The organism is Gottfriedia sp. NPDC056225 (assembly GCF_042267765.1).
In the GTDB taxonomy this organism is placed as follows: Bacteria; Bacillota; Bacilli; order Bacillales; family Bacillaceae_G; genus Gottfriedia.
Window position 1 is genome coordinate 79697 of the sequence record NZ_JBHJTJ010000006.1, and the last position, 21730, is coordinate 101426.

A 21730-nucleotide genomic window follows, 5' to 3' on the forward strand; every position below is an offset into this window, starting at 1 on the left:
TTTTGGCACAATTTATTTACTTTTCGTTATAAATGTAAATCCCTTTTTTTAAACGAAACATAAGTAATAACTGTTAATAGTATGATCAATCCTATTGAGATCGTTGTATAAATAATGTCAAATCCTCCACCATACATAATATCTTTCGCTTCAAAGTACTTAAATGGCGTAATATATTTCAACCCTTCTATCCGTTCATTCAAATCAATTGCGATCGACATGATGAATGTGATTAATAGAATACCTGTTGCATAGGATGCTGCTTTTTTGGCGTTTTTACAAACTGCAGCTATAGCCGAGCCAATTACTAAAAATAGTAGCTGTAGTATAAACATACCGACCATTACAACAGCTATATTACCGAATACATCCTCACCCTTACTATACTTCCCTACAATTAATACACTGGATATCCACGTAATACCATTAAAAATAAGAATGTTTACTAGAGCACTTAATAATTTAGACGTTATGACTTTATTTCTTGAAATAGGCTTTGCAAATAAAAACTCTGCCGTTTTATCACGTTCTTCTTTAGCAATTATGTTGGCCCCTAACATGGCGGCGTGAATGGTTGCCATTAAATATAAATATAAAACTAATATGCCAAAATAGCCGCTTGCCTTTGATAAATCAAGTGCTCCTGAGCCCATTATTGCTTGTAGAGATTTAGGCATTTGATTAAAAATCTCAGTTATTTGTCCATTTGATGCAGTAGCTTTATATTTTGCCATTCCGCTTCCAACTAAAAATACAATCCCAATACACCAAAATATAATAGATTTACGATATGTCTTCATTTCTCTAAAAAATAGATTCAACTCCAACCCTCCCTTTCTTTAAATTTATACTGCATGAACGTCCTTTTTCTTATAAATTACAAAACTCGCAATGATCGAAACGAAAATAATACCGATCGACAAGATTAAAAATGAAGTTTCAAATTTTGAATGAGCAATAATATACTTTGGTTCAAAATATTTAAACGGTGATAAATATCGTTTAGCATTACTTTCATCTGTGGCCACTACCATACCAACAACAAAAAATGCAAACACAACAGCAAGTGAAATTGATAGGACTGCTTTTATTTTTGAAAAGACGACCGAAACAAGTATTCCAATTCCAAAAAATATTAGTTGAATAATAAATAGAGAAATAGAAAGTAATACAATTAATTTATTACTATAATCAGCTGTTTTTACATGCTGTGCCATAAGTATAGTTGCTATAAGATAGAATATATTTGTAATGGCTAAAGAGACGGCACCTGCAAAAATCTTAGAAGTGATAACTTTTGTTCGAGTCACTGGTTTAGTTAAAAGAAAATCAGCTGTTTTCTCTCGTACTTCTTTTGAAACGATCGAGGTACCTAAAATCATCGCTTGTATCGCACCACATAGTGAAATATAGATAAATACATACGAATAGAATCCTACTATATTTCCAAAGCTCTCAATCTCAATTCCAAGTGCTTTTCTAACTCCTTCAGGATAGCCCTTCAAAACTTTTGTAAACTCTGCATAGTCCTTTGCAATAGCTGGAAATAGAGATAAGAAAAACACAACGATTGCCATTAAAGAAACCGTCCAAATGAGGGTGGATTTCCGATAAGCTTTTAATTCGTGTAAAAAAATATTCATTGCTTATTAGTCCTCCTTTTCATAATAATGTAAGAAAATTTCCTCCAGATCTGGCTCTTCAATCCATAGATTTTCAATTTCAATTTCTGCTATTTTTCTCAAAACATTGTTTATATTTCCTTTAAAAATAAAGCTGATTGTTTTACCTTTTATCTCTACATTATTTACACCTGGCATATTGAAGAAATTTGGATCTACCGCATTTAGAATGTCTATTTTAAAACGCTTGTAATTGTTTTCTTGTAATGTACTGATTTTTTCAACTGTAACAATTTTACCTTCCTTTATAATGGCAACTCGATCACATAGACGCTGTACTTCGCTTAAAATATGTGATGAGAATAAAATAGTAGCTCCCTTTTTATTCTCATCTTCTAGTAAGTCAAAAAATCTTTGTTGCATTAAAGGATCAAGGCCACTTGTCGGTTCATCCAATATGATTAATTTCGGTTCATGAAGTAATCCTTGGACAATCCCAACCTTCTTTTTATTTCCTAAAGATAAATCATCAATTTTCTTTGTTAAATCAAGATCCATGATTTCAGCTAATTCTTTAATTCGCTTCGTGCAATCTTTTTTATAAAAACTAGCTGAGTATTTTAACAAATCCATTACTTTCATATTGTCATAATAAAAAACTTCAGAAGGTAAATAGCCAATTTCTTTTTTTATTTCTGGTGCAAACTGAATACAGTCCTTACCAAATATTTTTGCACTACCACTAGTCGGATAAATTAAAGATAGTAAAGTTCGAATCGTTGTTGATTTCCCAGCACCATTTGGACCAATAAAACCAAATATTTCTCCCTCTTCTATATTAAAACTAATATCCGATATTCCCCTTGAATTGCCGTAGGTCTTTGTTAAATTGTTGATTTCAATCGCGTACATAAAATAAACCTCCTGCATTGTTTTGAAATATTTTAATATGATTATTACAAAACTAGTATATACCTCATTCTCTAAAAAGAGAATACATTTTGAAATATTTTTAATAAGATATTTCAAAACATGATATACTATTTGATAGATAATGACGGAGGTATAAATATTGGACGGATATAAAAAACGAACTCTGCAGAAAATGGAGAGCATTGAATTAAGTACAACTGAACTATTGACACTACCATTAAATGATATAAAAATCGCAGATATTGCCAAACTAGCAAATGTATCTCAAGTTTCAATATACAATTATTATGGCAGTAAAGAAGCACTATTGAAGGCAACAATTATTCGATTAATGAACCAAAAATATGAGGAATACCAACAGGTCGTTTCAAGTGACATCTCTTTTAATGAAAAAATTAAAGAATTATTTATTCGCAAAAAACAAGGGCTCGATATTATTAATTTGGAAATGTTTACAGCTTTAATGAAGAAAGACCCAGAACTGCAAGAATTAGTGTTAGACTTTACAATGAACAAATCTTTCAAAGTGCTGACCTCACTAATCGATGAAGGGCGATCTCTCGGTTTAGTTAGGGGCGAAGTACAAAATCAAACACTACTTATCTATATTCAAGTTATAAGCCAAGCCTTTATGAATATGGATCCAACAACCTCACAATATATCCAACAAAAAGATGTAGTAGATGAAATTATGAATTTATTCTTATATGGATTATTAAAGCAGGATGAAGATTAATTGCAGTTAAAAAAAGCACCTTTGCGCTATTAAGCAATGGTGCTTTTTTTTAGAATATTCTTCCAACTAAACTTATCTACTGATTTGTATTATCTTACTCTTTTTGTTCATAGAATGAATTACTTATTAATAATTTTTTTCCTTGGAGGAGCATATGCGCAAAACTATTCTATGGATAAAAGAAAATGGAGATGAAATTAAGCGAGGTCTAATTGGCGGGTTTACCATTTTTAGTTTAGCAACGATTTTTTTTACAACAGATTCATCAACAGAGTTCAACCAAAACGCCTGTCTAAAGTGGGAATATAACAAATCAGCACAGCTAGAAGTTTGCTCTATGTACAAAGCATCCACTACCAACGACATACCATATGGATCAATGGTAAAGCATGAATAAGTTAAAAAGAATAGGATAAGGCAAATGCCTTATCCTTTTTCCTTTCTTGATCCCTAAACATCCCTCTTTTTAAAAATTTCACCCGCAGTGACGAGGACTAACAATATATATATGACTAGTACTGTAATAGAAAATTCAATTCTCATCCCATTTTCAATATTGATGCCATTTGTGTAAACTGATAAATCGGTATGCATAAATGGTAGAAACTTCGACCAGTCTTTTACTTTTAATAATGTTGCGATCACATCCGATGTTGATAGCAGAATTATGCTTATTAATAAAGAAATACTGCTTGTCCTTAAAACCGTTGACAAGAAATATGCAACTGCCACGAAAAATAAGTAAGGTAGTAGATTGATGATATAATCATGTATTAAACTTGGTAAAATGCTCTGTTCTACTACGTGGTTATTTACATATTGTAAAATTGGTTGTGTGCTAAAACTTAGCCCGTTGAGTGCGCTACCTATAATAAAAGAGTAAATAATAATTGCAAACGAAAAGATGAAATATAAAATTGCCAAACTGATAAATTTTGCATAATAAATCATTCTTCTTGTTGATGGTTTAACCAGCAAGAAATTAATCGTTTTCCATTGATACTCTTTTGACATCATATTACTTGCAAAATAAATAAGCAGGATTCCGATAAAGTTCGTTATGTCCGCACCTTTTTTCATAAAGTCCAAAACAGTATGTTGTTGAATCGTTGAGATATTATGTTTAAGACGATACTTATTGATTTCATACGTCTCTTTTTGTTCTTTTGCAAGTGATGGTAAATCTGACGAGTTTTGCCCTGCCAACTCTTCTTCGATCTTTTTATTGTCTATTTTTAATTCTGTTCTCCAATTTTTAGCCTTATCCGCTCCACTCACCTTTTCAACATAATCCCATCTGCCTAGAACGATGATTGGTATAAATAATATTATTAGCGAAATAATAAATGATTTTTGAACGAAGACTTTGCGTAGTTCGTTATCAATTAATCCTATAAAATTACTCAATGACATTTCCTCCTGTCAATTGAATGAATAAGTCTTCTAGTCTTTCTTTTTTTCGAGTTACATAATAAATCTCTACCCCAGCCATTACTAACTCTCTCATTAAAGAAGGAATCTCTTCTTCATCAATCTCAAAGATTAATGATTGATTATTCATAATTTCATATTTGTACTTTTTATCTAGATTTGTAAATTTACTTTCAAAATCGATTGTAGTTTTAACAACTACTTCAATAAATAACTTCTCACCACTTTGATCGTTTAACTCAATTGACTCAACAAATTGACCGTTTTGAATAATAATTGAACGGTCACATATTAATTCTATTTCAGATAATAAATGGCTTGATAGTAAAATTGCCGTTTGTTCAACTTCAGCTACACGTTTTAAATAATCACGAATTTCTCTTACCCCAGCCGGATCTAATCCATTAGTAGGTTCATCTAAAATTAAAATCGAAGGATTATGTAATAAAGCTTGCGCAATGCCTAATCTTTGCTTCATCCCTAAAGAATAGGTTGAAAACTTTTTATGAATTGCATTTGAAAGTCCTAGTAAATCAATTACTTCAAGCACTCTTTTTTTTGAAACACCTTCTAACATCCGAGAAAAATACATTAGATTTTTATACCCACTATAAAAAGGATAAAAAGCAGGCGTTTCAATCATAGCACCAATATGCTTAATCGATTCTTTAAAATGATCCTTAATTGAATGACCTTTTATATAAATTTCACCACTTGTAATACTCATAAGACCAACAATCATTCGCATTGTCGTCGTTTTTCCTGAACCATTCGGACCTAATAAACCTAAAACCTCTCCTTGACGTAAATCAAAGCTAATATCTTTAATAATCTCCTGATTCTTAATTGTCTTATTTACTTTTTTCAGCTCAAGAACAACATCCTGATTCATCTTGAAGCCTCCTAATTATGTTATAAATTCTTACGATCTATTAAGTTTTCCCCTTCCTTTTCTGAATAATTAATGCTATTCTCATGAAAGGAATTGAAAGGAGAACTTTATGAAAAGAATACCATACTACTTAGTATTTGGCTCATTTATTCCATATTTGTTAATCTTCACTTTACCTTTTTTACATGTTTCCGGCGGCTTAAAAGCTGGTCTAATCGCACTATTAGTTATTCTAGGAGAAGCAATGTTTTGGATTGGTGGAGTATTTGTGGGTAAAGATGTAATGACGAACTATCGCAAAAAATTGAATCCCGCGAAGTGGCTTAAAAATAGAAAAAAGCAAGAAAACTAATTGAAGGGGACGTCTCGTAACTTAAGAGGCACCCTTTTTATTGTTTATGGAAAATGATTGGTTGTTCATAAACCTCCGTATTTTGTCATAAAGCGCGGTTTGTTCATAAAACACCTAGTTTTGTGCATAAACCGCTGTGTTTTGTTCATAAAGTTAGTTGGCAGTTTCTTTCTGTTGATAACTAGCCAATTCAAATTGAACATTGCGAACATAAATTGAACATTGTTGATAAAGTTGTGAACTTCGTTGATATATTGGCAATTCATGTTGATATAACAGCTAAACTCGTCGATATATTTGCAAATCTCGATGATATACCCACAAAACCTGTTGATATACTGGCAAATCCCGTTGATATTCCCACCAATCCTGTTGATATACTAGCAAATCCCGTTGATATTCCCACCAATCCTGTTGATATGTTAACAATTCTTGTTGACGTTTTTGGATCAATCCACTTCTTTTAACTAGAATTCTCTAAAAAGCCAGCAAGAATTTGAGGATTACGATTCAAAAACGCACAAAAAAAACCCACAAAATCGTGGGTTCGCATCTAGTTTTATTTACCTTCTAACTGCTTCCATTTATTTTGGATAGCAGGTGGCTCATAATCCTGCATTAGTTTTAATAAGTCGTCAGCATTTTCTGAAACAACAAATAGTGAAAGGGTATTTTCGCCCATAAATCCTTCTTTTACAGCATGTCTAAGTAAATCTAAGACTGGAGTGAAATAGTTATCAACATTTAATAAACCGATTGGCTTATTGTGGATCCCAATTTGTGACCAACAAATGATCTCAAATAATTCATCGAAAGTACCAACTCCACCTGGTAGCGCGATAAAGCCATCGGACATTTCGTTCATTAAAGCTTTACGCTCATGCATTGTTTTTGTTTCAATGAATTGCGTCAGCCCTTTATGAGCAACTTCTCCACGAAATAATCCACCGGGCATAATGCCAATGACATTTCCACCTTGTTTTAAAACTTCATTTGCGATTTCTGCCATAATTCCTAGTCTTGATCCACCGTAAATTAAATCTATATTGTTACTAGCAAATAAAGTACCTAGTTTTTTAGCTTGAAGACTAAATGACTCTCTATTCCCAAGATTTGAACCAGCATAAACACAAATTTTCTTCATAAAATGTCACTTCCTTCGATGTATTTTACTTTATTTTAACATATCTTTCGATTAGGATTGTAAAGATAAAGTTAACTATGTTTTTTTAGGAGATGAAAAGATGAATTTAGGTACAATTGGAACAAGCTGGATTACAGAAAGTTTTATTGAAGCAGCCAAGGAAAGTAAATTGCTTAACTTAACTGCAATTTATTCGAGAAATGAAGAAAGTGCAAAAGCATTTGCTTTAAAGCACAATGCACCTAATTACTTTACGAACATCGAAGAATTAGCAAAAAGCCCTGAGGTTAAAATAGTATACATAGCATCACCAAACTCACTACACTATGAACAAGCAATTTTATTACTCCAAAATAAAAAACACGTTATTTGTGAAAAACCAATATTCTCTACCACAAAAGAATTAGATCACGCATTTAAAGTTGCAGAAGAAAACGGGGTCTATTTATTTGAAGCAATTCGTAACTTCCACTCTCCAAACTTCACAGCTTTAAAGGAAGGTCTTGCAAAAATCGGTCAGATAAGAAGTGCTAATCTACATTATTTACAATACTCTTCGAAATACGACGCGTTCCTTAGAGGGGAAAATCCAAATGTATTTTCTCCAGAATTTTCAGGTGGTGCATTAGTAGATTTAGGTGTGTACCCAGTTTATGTATTGATTGGTTTATTTGGAAAACCGTCTTCTGTAGATTATACACCTGTAAAACTTCGTAACGGTATTGATGGTAGTGGAACATTAGTATTAAATTATGAAGACTATACTTGTAGCATTCAATGCTCTAAAGTCTCTCAATCTTATATTGAATGTGAAATTACAGGTGAAATCGGGTCTTTAGTGCTTGATAAACCATCTCCAATTTCAAAAATTACTTTGGTTAACCATAAGTCAAAGCAACGAGAGTCACTGGAAGTTATCCAAGTAGAAAATGATATGTTATATGAGATCCAAAACTTTACTCGCATTATTAAAGAATCTAACCAAGCAGAATATGAAAATTTGAAAGAGCTTAGTAAGGTAGTTCTAACTGTAACTGAAACCGCTAGAAAAAAAGGCGGCATTGTTTTTGGGGTAGAAAAAAATTAATAAAAATACCAGTTATCCGATTAGTTGGATACTGGTATTTTTCATTTATTGAGCGTTAGAATTCTCTTCAGATAATCCAAAGAGTAATCCTTGGTTATCGATAAAGTATGCAAAATAACCCATTTGAGGAATAGCCGTTTTAGGAACTACTATATTTCCACCATAGTTCATAACTTTATCAATCGCTTCATCAATTGAAGGAACATCGATTGAATTCGTTGTACGTGTCTGGCCATCTGGAGAAAGCATTAATCCTCCATCGATTCCTTTGTCGGCTGATTCTCCTGTTTGAATAAAATAATATTCATGCTGACCAGGCATTTGTGTAAACTTCCATCCAAAGGCCTTAGAATAAAAATCGATTGCTTGCTCAATATTTGGTACTTGAAGCTCAAATCTAATAACTTTTCCCATTACGTCATCTCCTCATACTATTTTTCGATAAATTATGTAAAAGCTGATTAAAAAGATTAATCAGCTTTATTATTTTTTAATATACAACAACCCATCCGACTCCAGGAATAAAGTGCCATCTTCTTCCGTTAAAAATATAATATCCTCCCGACCAATACCCTCCTGGTCCTGGAAATCCATGTCCATGTCCATGTCCATATCCTGGCCCGTGACCATGGTCGTGGCCATGTCCATATCCTGGCCCGTGTCCTTGGCCTTGACCTGGTCCATATCCTGGTCCGTGTCCTTGACCTTGACCTGGTCCATATCCTGGCCCGTGTCCTTGACCTTGACCTGGTCCATATCCTGGCCCGTGTCCTTGGCCTTGGCCTGGTCCATATCCTGGCCCGTGTCCCTGGCCTTGGCCTGGTCCATATCCTGGCCCGTGTCCTTGGCCTTGGCCTTGACCTTGACCTGGTCCATGTCCTGGTTGTGCATAACCTGGCCCAGGATATCTGCTAAAAAGATCATCATAAATCATATACTCACCACCTAAATAGAATCGTAATCCTTATAGCTTATTAATTCTATTTGAGACATGAGCAAGTACTATGTCATTTATCTATCTCATTCATTGAATTGATGATTATGCCTATACGTAATAAAAGTATCCATTAGTAAATACTTACCATATTTCCTCATTAAATACATTCGTCTAGTTCTTTGTATAAATCCATACTTTTCAAGTCTAATACTTCCAATTCTTGGTGGTATTTCTGTAAACTGTTTAGATCACTTTCGAGCATCATTTGCTTATTTATTTCACTAATCGCTTCTTCTAACTGATAGATTTCATTTTCAATGTCTTCTATATTTCGCGATTTTGTATTGATTTTTTTTGCTGGTTTAGATTGAGGATTTGTTTTTACCACTTTTTCCTTTTCAAGTTTATTTCGATATACGGTCATTTTTTCTTTCGCGACTTGGTATTCTTCAATAAACTCGAATAGAGACCCATTTTCTAGCCAGTAAATTTTTGAAAATAGCTTATTTATGAAATAGCGGTCATGCGAGACAGAAAGAATCGTTCCTTTAAAATTTTCTAAAGCGTCTTCTAATACTTCTCTAGATTCAATATCTAGATGGTTAGTAGGCTCATCTACAATTAATAAGTTAATATCTTGATACATAAGTTGAGCCAATCTTAATCTCATTCTCTCTCCACCGCTAAGCTGACTGACTTTGCGATAAACCATATAACCGTAAAATAAGAAACCAGCTAATATATTTCGCGCTTCACCCTCAGTAACGTGTACTTCTTCTCTGAATTCCTGTATTACTGTGTGATCCGAATGGATTGGTTCATAATGTTGCGATAAATAACCAATTTTCACACTGCTTCCAAGCTTTAATTTGCCTTCATCAATTGCAGTTTGACCTAAAATCATCTTTAATAAAGTTGATTTTCCCGTACCGTTGTTTCCTACTATAACCGCTCTTTCTCCATAAAATAATGAGAAATTAAGTTGTTTAAATAAAACTTTGTCCGCAAAAGATTTTGAAAGATTTTCAGCTACAACTACATCTTTTCCACTTCGACCAGATTCCTCTAGTTGAAATGCCATTTTCTTTTTTTGTAAAATAGGACGTTTTAATCTTTCAATTCGTTCTAGAGCTTTTTCCATACTTCTAGCTCTTCTATGCAAACCAGCATTTGGTGGATTTGCCTGATTAGCCCACTCTCTCAGTCGTTTGATCGTTTCTTTCATCTTTTGAATTTTCTTTTGCTGCTCTTCGTAAGCCTGGAACTCCCTTAATAATCTTTCTTCTTTTTGAACAACATACCTAGAATAATTTGTATGATAAGCAATAATTTCTCCTTCTTCTAATTCTAAAATATGGTTGACCACTTCATCTAAGAAATATCGATCATGAGAAATGACAACGATTGTTCCTTCATAGTCCTTTAAGTACGAGCCTAACCATTCAATGGCTGATAAATCTAGGTGATTTGTTGGCTCATCAAGTAATAATAAATCTGGTTGTTGTAAAAGGACGATTCCTAATCCAATCTTGGTTTTTTCTCCACCACTTAAAGAAGTAAATTGTTTTGAAAGTAAGTCATTGATTCCTAACCCATTAGCAATTTTCGAAAGCGATGCTTCCATCTCATATCCACCATTATTACTAAATTTCTCTTGTAGTGATCCATAACTTACTAACAATTGTTCTAATTTGCGTTCATCTATCGTATTGGCCATCTTTATTTCCAATTGCTTCATTTCATTTTCTATTTTTCGTAATTCTTCAAAAACTGTTAATAATACATCTCTGCTTGTCATCTCGTCCTGAAAAACAGGGATCTGCGCTAGATAGCCAATTTTTATTCCTTTTTTAAAGTGAATTGAGCCACTATCAGGCGATTCAATACCTGTTAAAAGTTTAAAAATACTAGTTTTACCACTACCATTTGCTCCAACTAAACCGACGCGGCTACCTTGATGAATTTGAAATGATAATTCTGTAAAAAGTGAATTTCCACCGAACATTTTTGAAATTTTTTCTATACTACATGCAATCATGATTAATTCTCCTTCTATTTTCCGTACCAATCCATAGAAAAAAGCCATAGAACTCATCCATGGCTTAAATCGTGACTTAAATAGAAGTGTGGATCACACAATTATTTTATCAGTTGAAGTCGTAGGAAAGAGTACGTTTTCGTTTTATTTGAGTTGTTAAATTGTTAAAAAAGGACACAGCTATCCCGTTAACAGCTAAACACGCAAATTTTGCACGACAATAATATAAAAACTCTATCATTTGTGCGCAAACCATTTGAAAACGTAACATCTTCTCTACACCTCCTTTTCGAACATAAATTTATTTAAATTATAAAATATTTTAACTTTTAGCACAATACCTATTATAGTTGGCTATACTTAAATTGTGAGTTATTGTTCGAAATTTATACATATTTATTCTTCAACAACAAACTAAGGGAATTGAGGAGAAAAAATGAAAAAAATTTTACCACATATTTACGTTGAAAACTGTAAAGAAGAGCTTGAGTACTACAAGCAAATTTTTGGTGGTGAGATCAAAAATACACAAACTGGTGATGGTATGCCAATGTTTAATGGCCATGAAGGAAAGTATATTCATGCTGAATTACATATAAATGAAACATGTGTAATTTATTTCGCAGATGTTTTTAGACCATTAGTTAAAGGCGACAATGTTTGGACAACGCTTGAAATGAGTTCCGAAGATGAAATTAATACAATTTATGAAAAGTTATTAAAAGACGGAGAAGTTCATATGGAACTGCAAGATACGTTTTGGAACTCTAGATTTGCAGTCGTAAAAGATAAAAACGGATTTACTTGGGAATTAAACTATTCGAAATAAGTAAGACCAATAAAGAAAACTCGCCGATTCGCGAATACAGAGGGGTAGTTGCACTTATACTTATACCTAGAATTGGCATCTAAATCTATACTTTCTTAATGTGAAATAAAAAGCGAAGAACATAAAATTCTCCGCTTTTCCTATTTTCTTACAACTGCGTTAAGATAATTGGTTCACCTTTTGTTACAACAATTGTATGTTCACATTGAGCTACTAAGCTCTTATCTGGAGTTACAAATGTCCAGCCATCTCCTGATTCGATGATGTGGTCCGCATTTGCTGAAACAAATGGCTCTACTGCTAAAACAAGACCATCTTTTAATAATGCTTTATCCATTGGGTCGAAATAGTTTAAAATATGTTGCGGACTTTCATGAAGGCTTTTTCCAATTCCATGTCCAGTTAAATTTTCAATTACATTGAAGCCATTCTTACTTGCTTCATTAAACACTGCTCTTCCGATTTGGTTTTTCTTTGAGCCTGCTTTTGTTTTTTTCATAGCAGCCCAAAAAGCATCCTCTGCAACTTTGCAAAGTTTTTCTTTTAATAAATCACCATTTCCAATTACAAAAGAAATGCCAGTATCAGCATAGTATCCATCTAATGCTGCGGATACATCAATATTAACTAAGTCTCCATCTTGAAGTACTCGTTCTCCAGGAATTCCATGAGCTACTTCTTCATTAACACTAATACATGTTGTACCAGGAAAATCATACTCTTTTTGTGGAGCTGAAGTTGCGCCATGCTCATCTAACACTTTTCTACCAATTTCATCTAATTCTTTCGTTGTCATTCCAGCGACAGCCTTTGCCTTCATTTCTTCTCTTGCTAGCGCTACGATACGACCTATTTTTCTTAAAGCTTCTAATTCTTGCTCATTATTTATAATCATTTTACTGCTCCTGATTCTATTTAATAATATGTCTTTCTTTTATTATGCCATAATATTACTATGTTATAGTCTTTTAAGCACTTATACAACTTTTTCTATTTAAAAAGAACCACACCAGATCAATAACCTTACATGAGAATTATTAAAATGCCCTCTTTTAGCTTCACTACTATGTCTCATAATCCACTTTCTAAAATACTCCTTACAAACTATAAATAAATTTATATAAAGACACAGATCTATCACAGAACCCCCAAAATCCTTATCCATAATTGAGATATAATTACCTTAAATAAAAGTTCAGATAATTTTTGAGAGGTTGAAAAAATTGTATTTTTTATATTATTAATGCCTTTTTATGCAATTTTGTTATGGTCTTTTTTTGAAACAAGAGAAAGTTTATTAATGGGCAGAAGATGGATGTATAATGAAGAACCTGACCTTTCTGATGAATATATTCTCTACACAAAAGTCGTGATTGGGATCATCACTGTGTTTATTACAAAATTTGCACTTGTTTTCTTTTTTTAATATTAAAAAAGCGTTCTTTTTCTAAAAAGCGCATTAGTGGTGAATTAAATAAAAGACTGTACAATTACACCATTCCCATCATTCACTTCTACTTTTGCAAACGCTCCATTAATGAAAGTAATTTGAGGTGGCACATGACCACAATCAATGTCGTATATAATTGGTATTTCTAATTCTTCATTTAATTCATTGTATACATCTTCTATCGTATAGTGATCTACAGCTTGATTTGCTGCACTACGTCCAAATAATATTCCGGAGCAATTTTCGAACCACCCTGCATGTTTCATTTGTACTAGGGATCTTCTTAGGTCAGTTGTATTCATTTCACAATTCTCAAAATACCAGATAATTGGTTCTTCTCTAATGTATTTTCTACTAAATAATCGTACATCACCATAAGGAGTCCCAACAAGATGTCTAATCACGTCAATACATCCACCAAGCAATCTTCCTTGAGCTTTTTCAGCTTTACTCGAAGTTGTTTTCCACTTTGTTTTTTCGGACAGATGAAATATATAAGGTGTTGGTTTATCGTGCTGCCATTTCACTTGAAATAATGGTGAGGAAGCCTGAGTAACAGATCCCCCGGACTTAGTTGTTAAAACCTTTTGCCACATTGCCGTTGTCTCATCAGAGTATTCTCCTCTTAAATCGATTAAGTTCGTACCGTGTGCAGTTGCGATCCCTGTTGTTAAAGTAAATGCTAATAATAGAATACTTGTGTCTGAATATCCTAAAATCCATTTTTCATTAAAGTTTTCGAACTCTAATTTATCGAGGGTTTCAATCGCAAGCTCTCCACCCCACGGTGGAAAAATTAGGTTTATTTCTTCATCTTTCATCATTCGATTTAACTCGCTTGCACGCGTGTTGGCATTTGCTGATTTAGCCTTGTCATGTGTCCAAACTGTCTCTCCACATTCCACTTTAAATCCATCTCTTTCCATGCGGCTAATTGATTGCTTCATCATTCCATGGAACTGTTCCCTTAAACCTGATGACGTTGCAGTCACCCCAATCGTTGCACCACTTTTTAGAATAGGATACCTAATCATCATATCACCTATTTTCTTTTTACTGATTCTAATAGAATACACTGTGTTATACAATCAAAAATTCTAAATTATGAATTTTCATTAAGTAAATTTCATTAAATTTCTTCTCCATTTTCATTCTACTTTCATAAAACTTGTTTACATTTTATTTAAATCCAATAAGGAGGACATGAAATGGAAACAATTGAACAAAAGCATACAAATAAGACAATGAATCCACAAATAGAAAATATGTTAAAAAAAGTTCCAGAAGTAACGATATTCTTCTGGATTACTAAGTTATTAACAACAGGTATGGGTGAAGTATTTTCTGATTATATCGTTAAAACTTTAACACCAGTAATCGGTGTTGCAGTAGCATTAATAGTCCTAATTCTGTCTTTAATTTTACAATTTAAGGTCCGCAAATATGTACCTAGCATTTATTGGCTTGTTGTTGTAATGATTAGTGTATTTGGTACAGTTGCTGCAGACGTTGTACACGTTGGTCTTGGCGTGCCATACGTGGCATCAACATTGTTTTTTGCCGTATTGTTAGCAATTATTTTTGCGGTTTGGTATCGCAAGGAGAAAACTCTTTCTATTCACAGTATATACACAAAACGCCGTGAGGTATTATATTGGTCGGTCGTTATGGGAACTTTCGCTTTAGGAACAGCTACTGGTGATATGACTGCATCAACAATGCATTTAGGTTATTTTTCATCAGGTATTCTGTTCACGGTCTTACTAGCAATACCAGTAATCGGAAAGAAATTCTTCAAGTTAAATGAAATTTTCTCTTTTTGGTTTGCTTATATTATGACCCGACCTGTTGGAGCATCTTTTTCTGATTGGAGCTCTGTGTCTCAAAAGCATGGTGGACTCGGATTCGGTGGTGGACCAGTCAGCCTAGTATTATCGATTATTATCATCATTTTAGTTGCTTATCTTTCTATTTCAAAAAAAGATGTAATGAAAGTAAGTGATAACGAAGAATCACATTCTACAATTGCATAGGATCTTACAAATAAAAGAAGCTGATGTTGAAATTTTTCCATCAGCTTCTTTTATTTCTCTAAATCCCTTGTTAAAGGAGATTGTGTATCGCAATTAACACTAAGATAATCCCACTAATAATGGAACTAAATTGTCCAAGTGACCATCCACCAATTTTAACATTAGCAACTTTTTTCCCTAAAAGGACTCCTAACCAAATCGCTACGAAACTAAAAATACTGGCTGCTATTGAGATGGCAAATGGTGAAAGTCCTATTAATCCAACACCTAAGCCATTCGTAAGTGCATTCATCGATACTGCTGTACCGAGTATGATTGCCTCAAAGCTACTAATATCACCAGAATGATCGACATCGGCCTTTTCTGGTGAGCTTAAATAATTTGTAAGGCCATTAGTATTTGATTCATCTTCATTATCATTTATTAGGTCTTCTTTGTTTTTTCTTGGAATCGTAAGAAGTACAATTCTAAGTCCAATGACTAATAAAAAAAATGCACCTATTACATTGGATAGTGTTCCTGGGAATACTTTTGAAATATATTGCCCTGAAACAATTCCCGCTTCACTGAAAATAAACGCTATGATTGAGATAATTAAATTAGCTAATATACCAACCTTTATTCCGCGTATTCCATAAGTTATTCCTACTCCAAAATTATCTATACTAGATGAAAAAGCGAGAAATAAAACAGTGAACCAAATTGAATATTGCATAGTGTATGCTCCTAACTCCATTCATTTTCTGTCAAAGGGTGTTTGCCTAGCTTTTTATAACCTATGATGAATTTATGAATATTCAACTTGTTCAAAGTTTAAATTTTTATTAAAAAAACGATTAATAAGTATAGATAAAGAAAACTGGCGAGCAGTCAGGTGAAGGCAGATGCGCTTATTCTTATACATAGAATTGGCATCTACATCGACTTTTCTTTACCGTTGCATTTTCTTAATGTGCAAAAAAAGAGGTAAATGAGCTTTTACTCATTTACCTCTTTTTTTCTATAAACCGATTTAGATGTAAAAATACTTAGTTCGTATAATAAAATTAATGGTATTGAAACTGAAATATGCGAAATAAAATCTGGTGGTGAAATACAGCATGCCACAATGACTAATATAAAGTATGCGTATTTCCTAACCTTTTGTAAGTAGCTAGGTTTTACTATGCCAATCTTCGTTAAAAACATAATGACAACAGGCATGTCAAAAAACGCAGCAAATGGAACAACAAGATTAAAAAGAAATGAGAAATACTTTTCTACTGTATAATTTTGTTCAAGCATACCTTGTCCCATTACCGTTAGGAACTTTAGGATGTTTGGAAAAACAAAATAATAGCCAATTGCTAATCCAAAAAGAAAAAGAAAAAATAATGCCGGAATATAAAATCCAATCCCTTTTTGCTCTGAAGGATGTAAACCAGGTTTCACAAATAGCCAAGTTTGCCATGTTGCCACTGGAATCGTGAATACGGCAGCAAAAACAGCAGATATTGAAAAATATACCCATAATATATCTCCGGGACTTAGTACGACTAGTTTATATGTTAAAGACCTCGTTAAGAATTTATAGATTGGTTCAACATAAACAAGCCCAATAATAAATAGAACAATAAAAGTAACTGCTGTAATAATAATTCTTTTACGCAGTTCTTCAAGATGATCGACTACTTCCATTTCTTTATTCATATGAATTCTCCGCTTTGTTGTTTACTAGAACAATTTGTATTAAATACTTTTTGATCCCATTATGATTATTTCAAATTAATTGAATTAGTTCAATTAAATTTTTTTAATAAAAGCAGGTTTTTAATCGCAAAAATAATTAATATGCCATATAAAGAAAACTCGCCAATTGGCGAGCCGTCAGGTGAAGACAGAGGGGTAGTTGCACTTATACTTATACCTAAAATTGGCATCTACGTCACTGATCTTCGCCGCCTGCCAATTTATACTTTCTTAACGTGTAAAAAATCACTAATAAAAAAATAAGTGTAACAACTTCTTATCACTTATTTTTTTATTAGTGATATTAAAACAACCCTAAGTTATCGGTCTTTTCCTAATGGAACTACTAACGGTGTCATGGCAACTGGGTCTTCGATAATCAAACATTTTAAACCGAATACTTCCTCAACAAGTTTTTCGGTAATGATTTCACGAGGATCACCTTGTGCTATGACTTGACCATCTTTCATGGCAATAATATTATCTGCATATCTTGCAGCGTGATTCAAGTCATGTAAAACGGCAACTAATGTGCTCCCTTGTTGGTTTAAATCTTTAAAAAGTTCTAGCAGTTCAATTTGATGAGCAATATCAAGATATGTCGTTGGTTCATCAAGAAGTAGCATTGGTGTTTGCTGAGCTAGCACCATAGCAACCCAAACTCTTTGTCTTTGTCCACCGGAAAGTTCATCGACATATCGATGCGATAAATCGCTCGTATTTGTAAGCTCCATCGCAGACATTACTGCTGCTTCATCTTCATCAGTCCATTGCCTTATAAGATTCTGGTATGGATATCGACCATGTGACACCAAATTCGCAACTGTAATCCCATCTGGTGCAGTTGAAGATTGTGGCAACAAACCTAGTTTACGAGCTACTTCCTTTGATTTATAAGATGTAATAGCTTTCCCGTCTAGTAAAATTTCTCCAGCAGACGGCTTCAGCAAATTTGAAAGAGTTCGAAGTAGGGTTGATTTCCCACAACCATTTGGACCAACAATTACCGTAAATGATCCGTCTGGAATCTGTACTGAAAGGTTTCTGGAAATTACTCGATTATCATATTTGATTGTAATGTTTTCTGTCCAAAGCCTAGACTCTGTTTTGGACATTTTCTGGCTTTGAATTTCTGCTGCTGTTAACTTCATATTTCAAACTCAACTTCTTTCAATCAGAATATCGTAATACGGGAAACCTTTTTTAGAAAGGACCTACTACCTTGCAAATTTCTACTTTATTTAAGCTGCTGAACGTGCCTGTCTAAATAATAGCCACACTAAGTATATTCCGCCTAATGATAAGGTCACTACACCAACTGGAAAAATTGTTCCTGGAATTACCCTTTGAGCAAGTACATCCGCTCCTAGTAATAGAAAAGATCCCATCATCGCTGCGGGTAACAAACTCTCCTCAGATTTCGTGATCCGTTTAGCGATTTGTGGCGCAACTAGTGCAACAAAGCTAACTGGCCCAATTACTGCTGTTGGTGCAGCCGTCAAAGCAACGGCAATTAGAATCAACACGAGTTGGGACCGATCAATTCGAACACCATGAGATTTTGCTGTATCCATCCCAAGTTCCATTTCACGCAATGGTCTGTTCATTATACCAGCGCAAATAATGAGAAGAAAAACAGCAATTGCTGGTGGAATCATTTGCTTCCAATCAATACCATTTAAGGATCCCACTCCCCAAGCTGCCGCAGTTAATGCGACTTCTGCATCACTTTTAATAAGGAGCATTGAGTTGACACTTCCTAAAAGAGCCGAAATCGCTATTCCGACGATAATTAGACGGAAGTTTTGTGTTCCTTTACGAAAAGCTAGCAAATAAATAAGGAGGGCTGTTGTGAATCCGCCAATTAAAGCCCCACTAGCTATACTTATATAGGAAGTTGACTTTGCGACAAGAAGCACAATAAGCGCTCCAGTGTAAGAGCCTGATGTAAAACCTATGATATCAGGCGAACCTAATGGATTTCTAGTAATTGATTGAAAAATCATTCCACTTACTGCTAAACCTGCTCCAAAAATAATCGCAGCCAGTACTCTTGGTAGACGCCAATCTATTACAACAGTTTGTGTCATCCCTGTCGCTTGACCAATTAAAGCAGAAAAAACTTCATTTATACTTAACTTCAGTGTACCTACCATTAACGCAAACATTGCAATTGCAATCGTGGCTATAAGAAGGATTAATGTTACAATAATGCTTCTCACATCAATGCGCGCCTTTATAGGCCATTTAATTTGTATATAGTGCCGACCATAATTAATAGGGCGCATAACATTCACTCCTTCTTACTTTCAAACTTATGCCACAAATCATTTTCATATTATAATCCACTCGCTTTACGTCTACGAACAAGAATCAGTAGAATCGGTGCACCAACCAATCCTGTGATGATTCCTACTGGAACTTCAGAAGGTAACAATACAACCCTACCAATAATATCCGATAAAATGAGTAGAATCGGTGCTGCTACAATTGAGTATAAAAAGATCCAGAATTGATCTGGACCAACAAACCATCGTACACAATGTGGCACCATCAAGCCTATAAAACCAATTGGGCCAGCTATTGCTGTTGCACCACCAGCCAATAAAGTGATGGCAATTAATCCGATTGTACGAGTCACACCAACATTTACACCCAATGATGATGCACGATCGTCTCCAAATGCGATCGCATTTAATGCTGGAGTTATAACAAAAGCAAGTAAGGCTCCAACTATTAAAATAGGAAGAACAAGCCAAAGATCATCAAGACTTCTTCTAGCTAATGTTCCAACGCTCCAGTTCAACATTCGTGCGAATGCCTTACTATTTATTAATGTTAATGATGTTGTAATTCCGCTCAATGTGGCCCCAAGCGCAACCCCAGCTAATGTAATTTGTACAGGAGTAGGTGCTTTTTTACCTGCTCCTCCACTAATAATATACACAGCAATTGTTGCTACTAATGCTCCTGCTAGTGCAAACCACATATAGGCGGACATTGATGTAACAGAAAATACACCAACTCCTATAGCTACTGCAAAAGCTGCACCTGCGTTTACACCAAGAATACCAGGGTCCGCTAGCGGATTCCTGGTAAGGACTTGAATCAATGCACCTGCTAAGCCAAAAGCAGGTCCAACTATAAGTGCAATTAGTGTTCGAGGAACCCGAGTAGTAAGAATGATCGTATGGTCATAGCTGTTGTTTGGTGAAAACAACGCATCCCATACAACTCTAGGTGGAATAGACTTCGCACCGATCATTAAACTTAAGAATACTACGGCTACCAAAAGTAAAAGTGCTATGATGAAGCCCAAAAACCGTTGCAACCGCATTGAAGTAATTGTCTTTTTATTTGTCCCAACTACTTGAGTCGTTTTGTTTTTTGGTTGCTTCATCACGCTCACTGTATTACTCCCCGCCTTCTAATGCTGTTTTAAATTGTTTTGGTAAATTATCGATTGCCCATAATAATGCAGGAACCGTACCTGTTGAAAATGCGTTTGATGAATTCGTATCAAGAATTAATGATCTTCCATCAGCTACAGAAGGAATCTTCTGATAAAGTTTATTGTTAGTAATCTCTTTTGGATCAACAAAAATAGGTAATACAAGAGTAAGATCAGCGTTTAAAAGATCTAACTTTTCATCAGCAACTTTAATAAAGAAATTACCTTGTGCTAGTTTTTCAATCTCTTCTTTATTTTTGAAACCAAGTCGCGTTACAAAATCAACACGAGAATCTCCTTTTACGTATGCACCGAAACCTGAAGAATCGTAAGCACCAACTGCAACCGTTTTGCCTGCAAATTCAGGATTCGCTTTAGCAGCTTTATCAAATGCTACGTCTACATCCTTAAGAAGTTGTTCTCCTTTACTAACTTTACCAAGAGCTTGAGCAATCATTTGTACTTGTTCTTTAGTAGAAGTTAAATAGTTATCTCCATCTTTTGGAACTCCAACCGTTGGAGCAATTTCTGAAAGTCGTTTATATCGTTCTTCATCACCTGAAGATTTTACATCAAGAATTAAATCTGGTTTAAGTGAAGCAATTTTCTCGTAATCAAGTTCCATTGTACCAAGAATAGTTGGTGACTTTTTATATGCACCTTTTAACCATGGTCCAACACCGTCTCCACCAAAAGCAAGCCAGTCACTTGCACCAATCGGTTCAACTCCAAGACTTAATGCAGTCTCTGCATCTCCCCAACCTAGAGCTACTACGCGCTTAGGATGTCCTTTGATTTCCACTTTACCAAATTTAGTATCGATTGTGACAGCGGATTCATTTGAAGACTTTTTATCAGATTTTTTACTTGAATCTGACGAACAGCCAACTAGTCCAATTATTAATAATAAAGACATTACAATCCCAAGTATTTTAGGCATTTTCATATTGCTAATCATTTCTGTCTCTCCTTAATTTTTCGTTGATGTTGATAATCATTTTCAATTATTTATTATACTGGACCGAGAATCAATGTCAATACATTTCACAGTTGATACTGAACTTTCA

General features: G+C 34.1%; 26 protein-coding genes. 8 read left to right on the plus strand and 18 right to left on the minus strand.

What is annotated here, in order from left to right; genetic code table 11:
* Positions 1–26: 26 nt before the first annotated feature.
* From ACFCYN_RS06660 to ACFCYN_RS06670, 3 genes are read right to left on the minus strand one after another with little or no spacing between them, the layout of a single operon-like run.
* Complete coding sequence (locus ACFCYN_RS06660; protein ID WP_172446165.1) at positions 27–821, minus strand: ABC transporter permease subunit; 795 nt, start codon at positions 819–821, stop codon at positions 27–29.
* Positions 822–845: 24 nt separating this feature from the next.
* A complete protein-coding gene (locus ACFCYN_RS06665) occupies positions 846–1643 on the minus strand; it encodes an ABC transporter permease subunit (RefSeq protein ID WP_172446166.1) in 798 nt (265 codons plus the stop codon).
* Between the two features lie 6 nt (positions 1644–1649).
* Positions 1650–2534 carry an ABC transporter ATP-binding protein gene (locus tag ACFCYN_RS06670; protein WP_172446167.1) on the minus strand — a complete coding sequence of 295 codons (885 nt, stop codon included), beginning with the start codon at positions 2532–2534 and terminating at the stop codon, positions 1650–1652.
* Between the two features lie 160 nt (positions 2535–2694).
* On the opposite strand from ACFCYN_RS06670, the gene ACFCYN_RS06675 reads away from it, so the two are divergent.
* Positions 2695–3291 carry a TetR/AcrR family transcriptional regulator gene (locus ACFCYN_RS06675; RefSeq protein WP_172446168.1) on the plus strand — a complete coding sequence of 199 codons (597 nt, stop codon included), beginning with the start codon at positions 2695–2697 and terminating at the stop codon, positions 3289–3291.
* A gap of 154 nt (positions 3292–3445) precedes the next feature.
* Complete coding sequence (locus ACFCYN_RS06680; RefSeq protein WP_375948308.1) at positions 3446–3688, plus strand: hypothetical protein; 243 nt, start codon at positions 3446–3448, stop codon at positions 3686–3688.
* A 53-nt stretch (positions 3689–3741) separates the two neighbouring features.
* Here ACFCYN_RS06680 and ACFCYN_RS06685 read toward each other — a convergent pair whose 3' ends face one another.
* Together ACFCYN_RS06685 and ACFCYN_RS06690 are read right to left on the minus strand one after the other, a co-directional pair.
* On the minus strand, positions 3742–4698 hold the full coding sequence (locus ACFCYN_RS06685) for an ABC transporter permease (RefSeq protein ID WP_375948310.1): 957 nt from the start codon (positions 4696–4698) through the stop codon (positions 3742–3744).
* Positions 4691–5614 (minus strand): ABC transporter ATP-binding protein, encoded by a 924-nt coding sequence (locus ACFCYN_RS06690; protein ID WP_375948311.1) that lies wholly within the window; start codon positions 5612–5614, stop codon positions 4691–4693. The genes ACFCYN_RS06685 and ACFCYN_RS06690 overlap by 8 nt, the downstream gene beginning before the upstream one ends.
* A gap of 109 nt (positions 5615–5723) precedes the next feature.
* Between ACFCYN_RS06690 and ACFCYN_RS06695 the strand changes: the two genes are divergently transcribed.
* Positions 5724–5966: a transporter suffix domain-containing protein gene (locus ACFCYN_RS06695; protein ID WP_172446172.1), complete on the plus strand. Its 243-nt coding sequence runs from the start codon at positions 5724–5726 to the stop codon at positions 5964–5966.
* Positions 5967–6181: 215 nt separating this feature from the next.
* Positions 6182–6433 carry a hypothetical protein gene (locus ACFCYN_RS06700; RefSeq protein ID WP_172446173.1) on the plus strand — a complete coding sequence of 84 codons (252 nt, stop codon included), beginning with the start codon at positions 6182–6184 and terminating at the stop codon, positions 6431–6433.
* A 92-nt stretch (positions 6434–6525) separates the two neighbouring features.
* Here the strand turns inward: ACFCYN_RS06700 and ACFCYN_RS06705 are convergent, their stop codons facing one another.
* Positions 6526–7110, minus strand: coding sequence for an LOG family protein (locus ACFCYN_RS06705; protein WP_172446174.1), 585 nt, complete (start codon positions 7108–7110; stop codon positions 6526–6528).
* 100 nt (positions 7111–7210) lie between these two features.
* Here ACFCYN_RS06705 and ACFCYN_RS06710 point away from each other — a divergent pair, with 100 nt between their 5' ends.
* Positions 7211–8197, plus strand: a complete 987-nt coding sequence (locus tag ACFCYN_RS06710) for a Gfo/Idh/MocA family protein (protein WP_375948314.1) — start codon at positions 7211–7213, stop codon at positions 8195–8197.
* 45 nt (positions 8198–8242) lie between these two features.
* Here ACFCYN_RS06710 and ACFCYN_RS06715 read toward each other — a convergent pair whose 3' ends face one another.
* The 4 genes from ACFCYN_RS06715 to ACFCYN_RS06730 all read right to left on the minus strand — a co-directional run bounded on the left by ACFCYN_RS06715 (position 8243) and on the right by ACFCYN_RS06730 (position 11443).
* Positions 8243–8611: a VOC family protein gene (locus tag ACFCYN_RS06715; RefSeq protein WP_172446176.1), complete on the minus strand. Its 369-nt coding sequence runs from the start codon at positions 8609–8611 to the stop codon at positions 8243–8245.
* 76 nt (positions 8612–8687) lie between these two features.
* Positions 8688–9131, minus strand: a complete 444-nt coding sequence (locus ACFCYN_RS06720) for a hypothetical protein (protein ID WP_375948317.1) — start codon at positions 9129–9131, stop codon at positions 8688–8690.
* A gap of 160 nt (positions 9132–9291) precedes the next feature.
* Complete coding sequence (abc-f, locus tag ACFCYN_RS06725; RefSeq protein ID WP_375948319.1) at positions 9292–11172, minus strand: ribosomal protection-like ABC-F family protein; 1881 nt, start codon at positions 11170–11172, stop codon at positions 9292–9294.
* A 109-nt stretch (positions 11173–11281) separates the two neighbouring features.
* The gene (locus tag ACFCYN_RS06730; RefSeq protein ID WP_306659817.1) at positions 11282–11443 is read right to left on the minus strand and encodes an RAxF-45 family protein; all 162 of its coding nucleotides are present in this window, start codon (positions 11441–11443) and stop codon (positions 11282–11284) included.
* A gap of 165 nt (positions 11444–11608) precedes the next feature.
* Here ACFCYN_RS06730 and ACFCYN_RS06735 point away from each other — a divergent pair, with 165 nt between their 5' ends.
* Positions 11609–12001, plus strand: a complete 393-nt coding sequence (locus tag ACFCYN_RS06735) for a VOC family protein (protein WP_172446178.1) — start codon at positions 11609–11611, stop codon at positions 11999–12001.
* Positions 12002–12149: 148 nt separating this feature from the next.
* Here ACFCYN_RS06735 and map read toward each other — a convergent pair whose 3' ends face one another.
* The gene (map, locus tag ACFCYN_RS06740) at positions 12150–12896 is read right to left on the minus strand and encodes a type I methionyl aminopeptidase (RefSeq protein ID WP_172446179.1); all 747 of its coding nucleotides are present in this window, start codon (positions 12894–12896) and stop codon (positions 12150–12152) included.
* Positions 12897–13301: 405 nt separating this feature from the next.
* On the opposite strand from map, the gene ACFCYN_RS06745 reads away from it, so the two are divergent.
* A complete protein-coding gene (locus ACFCYN_RS06745) occupies positions 13302–13427 on the plus strand; it encodes a hypothetical protein (protein ID WP_375948322.1) in 126 nt (41 codons plus the stop codon).
* Between the two features lie 44 nt (positions 13428–13471).
* On the opposite strand, the gene ACFCYN_RS06750 is transcribed toward ACFCYN_RS06745, so the two are convergent.
* On the minus strand, positions 13472–14485 hold the full coding sequence (locus ACFCYN_RS06750; RefSeq protein WP_375948324.1) for a S66 family peptidase: 1014 nt from the start codon (positions 14483–14485) through the stop codon (positions 13472–13474).
* A 174-nt stretch (positions 14486–14659) separates the two neighbouring features.
* Between ACFCYN_RS06750 and ACFCYN_RS06755 the strand changes: the two genes are divergently transcribed.
* A complete protein-coding gene (locus ACFCYN_RS06755; RefSeq protein ID WP_375948327.1) occupies positions 14660–15484 on the plus strand; it encodes a COG4705 family protein in 825 nt (274 codons plus the stop codon).
* A gap of 70 nt (positions 15485–15554) precedes the next feature.
* Here the strand turns inward: ACFCYN_RS06755 and ytaF are convergent, their stop codons facing one another.
* The 6 genes from ytaF to ACFCYN_RS06785 all read right to left on the minus strand — a co-directional run bounded on the left by ytaF (position 15555) and on the right by ACFCYN_RS06785 (position 21621).
* Complete coding sequence (gene ytaF / locus ACFCYN_RS06760; RefSeq protein ID WP_375948329.1) at positions 15555–16199, minus strand: sporulation membrane protein YtaF; 645 nt, start codon at positions 16197–16199, stop codon at positions 15555–15557.
* 263 nt (positions 16200–16462) lie between these two features.
* Positions 16463–17173, minus strand: a complete 711-nt coding sequence (gene tatC / locus ACFCYN_RS06765) for a twin-arginine translocase subunit TatC (RefSeq protein ID WP_375948331.1) — start codon at positions 17171–17173, stop codon at positions 16463–16465.
* A gap of 359 nt (positions 17174–17532) precedes the next feature.
* Positions 17533–18363, minus strand: coding sequence for an ABC transporter ATP-binding protein (locus ACFCYN_RS06770; protein ID WP_375948333.1), 831 nt, complete (start codon positions 18361–18363; stop codon positions 17533–17535).
* A gap of 90 nt (positions 18364–18453) precedes the next feature.
* Positions 18454–19500 (minus strand): FecCD family ABC transporter permease, encoded by a 1047-nt coding sequence (locus ACFCYN_RS06775; protein WP_375948335.1) that lies wholly within the window; start codon positions 19498–19500, stop codon positions 18454–18456.
* A 50-nt stretch (positions 19501–19550) separates the two neighbouring features.
* Complete coding sequence (locus tag ACFCYN_RS06780) at positions 19551–20612, minus strand: FecCD family ABC transporter permease (protein WP_216854267.1); 1062 nt, start codon at positions 20610–20612, stop codon at positions 19551–19553.
* Between the two features lie 13 nt (positions 20613–20625).
* On the minus strand, positions 20626–21621 hold the full coding sequence (locus tag ACFCYN_RS06785) for an iron-siderophore ABC transporter substrate-binding protein (protein ID WP_375948337.1): 996 nt from the start codon (positions 21619–21621) through the stop codon (positions 20626–20628).
* Between the last annotated feature and the right edge of the window lie 109 nt (positions 21622–21730).